The organism is Sandaracinobacter sp., assembly GCF_041909755.1.
In the GTDB taxonomy this organism is placed as follows: Bacteria; Pseudomonadota; Alphaproteobacteria; order Sphingomonadales; family Sphingomonadaceae; genus Sandaracinobacteroides.
The window spans coordinates 1-4681 of the sequence record NZ_JAYRCW010000135.1 but is presented as its reverse complement, the minus strand read 5'-3'; the positions used below and the strand labels follow the sequence as shown (position 1 = coordinate 4681).

The window sequence follows — 4681 nt, the reverse complement described above, 5'->3', positions numbered from 1 at the left end:
CCAGGCCGCGCGGCCGGCCCTCACCGCAACTTGGCGATCTTCAACCCATCTTCCCGCGCCTTGTCCTGCACGGATTCCTCGCTGCGCGTCAGCGCCTTCGCAATTGCCTTCAGCCCCATGCCCTTCGCCGCGAGTGTCCTGAGCTTGGCCAGCTCGTCGGGCTTCCACGGCTGCCGGTGCCGCACAAAATCCTGCGCCATCGTTGAAGATCCTGGCTGTTCGGTTCGGGCATATCAGAAACAGCCGGCCGGCAGCAAAGCTGCCGAGTCCGGCCGAAGATTGAAGTTGAAGGCAAAGGGCACGGCGAAGCCGCGCCGTCGGACTGGCGGGCAATAGAGATTGCCCGCTCAGCCGGCCGTCTTTTCGGCGAGTCTGCGAATTATGGCGGCGCCATAATCGCAGCCGCCTACAAGATGAATTTCGACAGATCATTGTCCCGCGCGATCGGAGCCAGCTGCGTCTCCACATAGGCGCCGTCCACCACCAGCGTGCGCGTCTGCCCGTCCGCCGCTTCGAAGCTCAGCTCCTCCAGCAGCTTTTCCATCACCGTCTGCAATCGCCGGGCGCCGATATTCTCCACCCGGTCGTTCACCTGCGCTGCGATGTCGGCGATCGCCTCGATCCCGTCGGGCGTGAAGCTCAGCTCCACCCCTTCCGTCCCCATCAGCGCCACATATTGCCGCGTGAGCGAGGCTTCCGTGTCGGACAGGATGCGCACGAAATCCGCCTTGGAAAGCCCGCCCAGTTCCACCCGGATCGGTAGCCGCCCCTGCAGTTCGGGCAGCAGGTCGGCGGGCTTCGCCACATGGAAGGCGCCGGATGCGATGAACAGGATATGGTCGGTTTTCACCGGGCCATATTTGGTCGCGACCGTGGTGCCCTCGATCAGCGGCAGCAGGTCTCGCTGCACGCCCTCGCGCGAAACGCTGCCGCCGCGCACGTCGGAAACGGCGATCTTGTCGATCTCATCCAGGAACACGATGCCGTTGGCTTCCGCGTTCTTCACCGCCTCGCGCGTCAGGTCGTCGGTGTCCAGCCGCTTGTCCGATTCCTCGTTCACCAGCAGTTCCCAAGCGTCCTCCACGGGCATCTTGCGCCGCTTCGTCCGCTTCGGCCCCATGCCCTTCAGCATCTCGCCCAGGTTGATCATCTGCATGCTTCCGGGCTGGCCGGGGATCTCGAACGGCATGCCGCCGCCGGCATCCTCCACCTCGATGTCAACCTCCTTGCCCTTCAGCTGCCCGGCGAACACCCGGTCGCGAAAGGCGAGGCGGGTCGCCTCGCTGGCGTCCTTGCCCACCAGCGCATCCAGCAGCCGGTCCAGCGCGGCGGCCTCCGCCGCCTCGCGCACACTCGCGCGCTTCAGGTCGCGGGTCAGCCGGATGGATTCCTCCACCAGGTCGCGGATGATCGAATCCACGTCGCGGCCCACATAGCCCACCTCGGTGAACTTGGTGGCCTCGATCTTCAGGAAGGGGGCCTCGGCCAGCTTCGCCAGCCGTCGGGAGATTTCGGTTTTCCCGCAGCCCGTCGGCCCGATCATCAGGATGTTCTTCGGCGTCACCTCGTCGCGCAGGTCCGGCGACAGCTGCTGCCGCCGCCAGCGGTTGCGCAGCGCCACCGCGACGGCCTTCTTCGCCGCCGTCTGCCCCACGATATGCCGGTCCAGTGCAGCCACGATGGCCTTGGGGGTCAGCGCCGCAACGCCTGCGATTTCCGGATTCATGATTGCATCCATCAAAGGGATTCCACGGTCAGGTTGTTGTTGGTGTACACGCAGATGTCGGCCGCAATGCCCATCGCCTTGCGGGCGATGGCCTCGGCGTCGATGTCGGTGTCGATCAGGGCGCGCGCGGCAGACAAGGCATAGTTGCCGCCCGATCCGATGGCGGCGATGCCGTCGGTCGGCTCCAGCACGTCGCCGGTTCCCGTCAGGATCAGCATGGTGCTGTCATCCGCCACGATCATCATCGCTTCCAGCCGCCGCAGATAGCGGTCCTGCCGCCAGTCCTTCGCCAGCTCCACGCAGGCCCGCGTCAGCTGGCCGGGATAGCGCTCCAGCTTCGCTTCCAGCCGCTCGAACAGGGTGAAGGCGTCCGCGGTCGATCCGGCGAAGCCGCCCACCACCTTGCCGTCCGCGCCCAGCCGGCGCACCTTCTTCGCATTGGGCTTGATCACGGTCTGCCCCAGGCTCACCTGCCCGTCACCGGCCACCACCGTCCGCCCGTCCTTCCGCACGCCCAGGATCGTGGTGCCGTGCCAGGTGGGAATTTCGCTCATCAGGGAAATCTGCCTTTCCGTCGGGCCGCACGGTGCGGCCTGCGGCGCAGATGTAGGAAGCCCGGCGCGCCAGAAAAAGAGAGGGGGTCGGCATCGCTGCCGACCCCCCGCCTTGTGCAACCCGTCGTGCGGCTCAGGCCGGCACGGATCCGGCGCGGCGGCGGCGCGCGGCGGCGCCCACCAGCCCGAAGCCCGCGATCAGCATCGCCCAGGTGGCCGGCTCGGGCACGGCGCCCGCGCCGCCATCCTGGTAACCGACCAGCTTGTCGAAGGTGAAATCGTCGCCCACCCAATAGCCATTGCCCTGGCCGTTGGCGGTGATGCGGATCTCGTCGATGCCGCCGGTCCAGCCGGTCGCCAGATACTGCGGCGTCCCCGAAAGCGCACCGCTCGTCACCGACGTCTGCAGCACGCCGCCCGAATAAAGCGACAGCGTCACGCTGTTGAAATCATAACCGGAGAACCAGGCGCCGTCGAACACCGAACCCGCGCCCAGCAGGATCGGCATCTGGCCGGTGAAGCCGCCGGGATAGAGATTGTAGTTGCCATAGATCCGCGTCGCGCCGGACTTCGCGTTGAAGGGCGGCTGATAGTCATCATAATAGTTGAAGCCGCCGCCCCAGTTCACGCCCATATAGCCCGTCGGCACCACGCCATCGGCGGGCAGGTCGTCGAAATCGATCACGACCGAGGCCGCAACCGGCGCAGCCGCAACCAGGCTCAGCGCCGCAACCGAGGCCAGAAAACGAACCATAAAGCCACTCCCATATTCGCAGGCCGGACTGTCCGGCACCTCACGCGCAGGAACCAGCAAGTTTCGGGCCAATCGAAAATTTCATATCATCCTATTGAAGTCAGGGCATTAATTCCGGTTTACCATGCCCCGTTCGTCAAATCCGCCGACAGCGTTAACCCTGTGCGCAACGGCAGGGCTTGCGCCGGCGCGCAACAGGCGGCACCACAGGCCCATGTCGCTCGACAGCCGCCTTGAGGCCTGGGTGGAGGCTGGCCTCATCGACCTTCCGACGGCCGACCGGATCCGCGCCCATGAAGCCGCGCGCGAACGGCCCGTCGCCCGCTGGGCCATCGCCGGCCTCGGCCTGTTCGCCGTCGTGCTGGGCATCATCCTCCTCATCTCCGCCAACTGGGATCGCATCCCCCACGGCGTGAAGCTCGGCGGCCACATGGCCCTGCTGCTGGGTGCAGCGGCGGCGCACTGGCACTGGAAAAGCCGCCACCGTCTGTGGCCCGCCGAAGGCGCGCTGTTCCTGTTCGCGGGGCTGGTGCTGGCCGGGATCGCGCTCCAGTCGCAGGTCTATCAGCTCACCGGCCCGGCCTGGCATGCGCTGCTGCTGTGGCTCGCGATCGCCGGGCCTGCCCTCCTCCTCTCCGGCGAAACCCGCCTCACCGGCCTCGCCTTTTCGGGCCTCGCCCTTCTCGGCCCCGCCGCCATGGCGGCAGACAGCATCGATGCCGGCGGCTGGTGGCGGCTGGCGCAGGGGGCCGCGATGGCCGTCCCCGCGCTCCTCGTCGCGCTCTCCTTCGTCCTGTCCGAACGCGGCCCCGGGTTCCGCCTCGCGCTGCGGGAAGGCGGCATCGTCGCCCTTCTGGCCGGCGCCAGCATCGTGCATTTCGCCTGGGCCTCGAACATCACCGGGGCGCAGGCGGCCGACAACGCCATCCGCCTGCTGCCCGCCGCGCTCGCCTCGGCCGCCGCGCTGGCGCTGGGCTGGCAGCGGGCGGACATTCCGCGCGCCATCCTGCTGCCGCTGCTCGCAGGCCCGCCGCTCGCCTTCGCGCTGGCGCTCGCCATCCCCCATCCGGACGGCATGGCAAGCCGCCTCGCCGGGATCGCGGTGTTCATGGCGCTCTGGTCGGCGCTGGCGCGCGGGGCCGCCGCCTCCGGCTGGACCAGCCTGTTCGCCGTCTCCATCGCGGCGATCGGCCTCCGGATCTTCATCATCTACATCGAACTCTTCGGCTCGCTTGCCGCCACCGGCGGCGGGCTGGTCGCGGGCGGGCTGCTGCTCGTCGGCCTCAGCTGGCTGTGGCACCGCATCGTCACGCGCCGGAAGGCCGCCGCATGACGCGCCGCCCCCTGCTCCTCGCGGCCCTCGCCCTGCCCGCGCTGTGGCTTGCAGCCGGCATCTGGCAGAATGAACGGGCGCTGTCGGCCGCCCCCGAATGGCGGATCCCGATCGAAGGCTATGACCCGCGCGACCCCTTGCGCGGCCGCTACATCCAGTTCGCCTACGCCTGGCAACTCAGCGGGGATGCAGCTCTCTGCACCGACCCCGCGCAATGCCGCCTCTGCCTTGCGAATGCGGGCGGCACAGTCGTCGCCACCATCGCCCCCGCCCCCCCCGCCAGCGCCCACCCCCTGGATCTTCAGGCCACCGCG

6 protein-coding genes are annotated in these 4681 nt (G+C 68.2%); 2 read left to right on the top strand and 4 right to left on the bottom strand.

The genetic code is table 11. From position 1 onward, the window contains the following. Positions 1–20: 20 nt before the first annotated feature. The 4 genes from ACE3O8_RS12900 to ACE3O8_RS12885 all read right to left on the bottom strand — a co-directional run bounded on the left by ACE3O8_RS12900 (position 21) and on the right by ACE3O8_RS12885 (position 3034). Positions 21–200 (bottom strand): hypothetical protein, encoded by a 180-nt coding sequence (locus tag ACE3O8_RS12900; protein ID WP_374390372.1) that lies wholly within the window; start codon positions 198–200, stop codon positions 21–23. A gap of 206 nt (positions 201–406) precedes the next feature. Continuing rightward, complete coding sequence (gene hslU / locus ACE3O8_RS12895; RefSeq protein WP_374390370.1) at positions 407–1738, bottom strand: ATP-dependent protease ATPase subunit HslU; 1332 nt, start codon at positions 1736–1738, stop codon at positions 407–409. Next, positions 1738–2280 carry an ATP-dependent protease subunit HslV gene (gene hslV / locus ACE3O8_RS12890; protein WP_374390368.1) on the bottom strand — a complete coding sequence of 181 codons (543 nt, stop codon included), beginning with the start codon at positions 2278–2280 and terminating at the stop codon, positions 1738–1740. The genes hslU and hslV overlap by 1 nt, the downstream gene beginning before the upstream one ends. A 133-nt stretch (positions 2281–2413) precedes the next feature. Continuing rightward, a complete protein-coding gene (locus ACE3O8_RS12885) occupies positions 2414–3034 on the bottom strand; it encodes a PEPxxWA-CTERM sorting domain-containing protein (protein ID WP_374390367.1) in 621 nt (206 codons plus the stop codon). Between the two features lie 214 nt (positions 3035–3248). On the opposite strand from ACE3O8_RS12885, the gene ACE3O8_RS12880 reads away from it, so the two are divergent. Together ACE3O8_RS12880 and ACE3O8_RS12875 are read left to right on the top strand one after the other, a co-directional pair. Then, on the top strand, positions 3249–4367 hold the full coding sequence (locus tag ACE3O8_RS12880) for a DUF2157 domain-containing protein (RefSeq protein ID WP_374390365.1): 1119 nt from the start codon (positions 3249–3251) through the stop codon (positions 4365–4367). Next, positions 4364–4681: GDYXXLXY domain-containing protein (locus tag ACE3O8_RS12875; protein ID WP_374390363.1), on the top strand; the 318-nt coding region annotated here is incomplete at its 3' end. The genes ACE3O8_RS12880 and ACE3O8_RS12875, both read left to right, overlap by 4 nt.

What these genes read in the sequence shown, in the direction of transcription:
- ACE3O8_RS12900 (WP_374390372.1), bottom strand. Translation starts at nt 200, where the DNA reads ATGGCGCAGGATTTTGTGCGGCACCGGCAGCCGTGGAAGCCCGACGAG.
- hslU (WP_374390370.1), bottom strand. Translation starts at nt 1,738, where the DNA reads ATGGATGCAATCATGAATCCGGAAATCGCAGGCGTTGCGGCGCTGACC.
- hslV (WP_374390368.1), bottom strand. Translation starts at nt 2,280, where the DNA reads ATGAGCGAAATTCCCACCTGGCACGGCACCACGATCCTGGGCGTGCGG.
- ACE3O8_RS12885 (WP_374390367.1), bottom strand. Translation starts at nt 3,034, where the DNA reads ATGGTTCGTTTTCTGGCCTCGGTTGCGGCGCTGAGCCTGGTTGCGGCT.
- ACE3O8_RS12880 (WP_374390365.1), top strand. Translation starts at nt 3,249, where the DNA reads ATGTCGCTCGACAGCCGCCTTGAGGCCTGGGTGGAGGCTGGCCTCATC.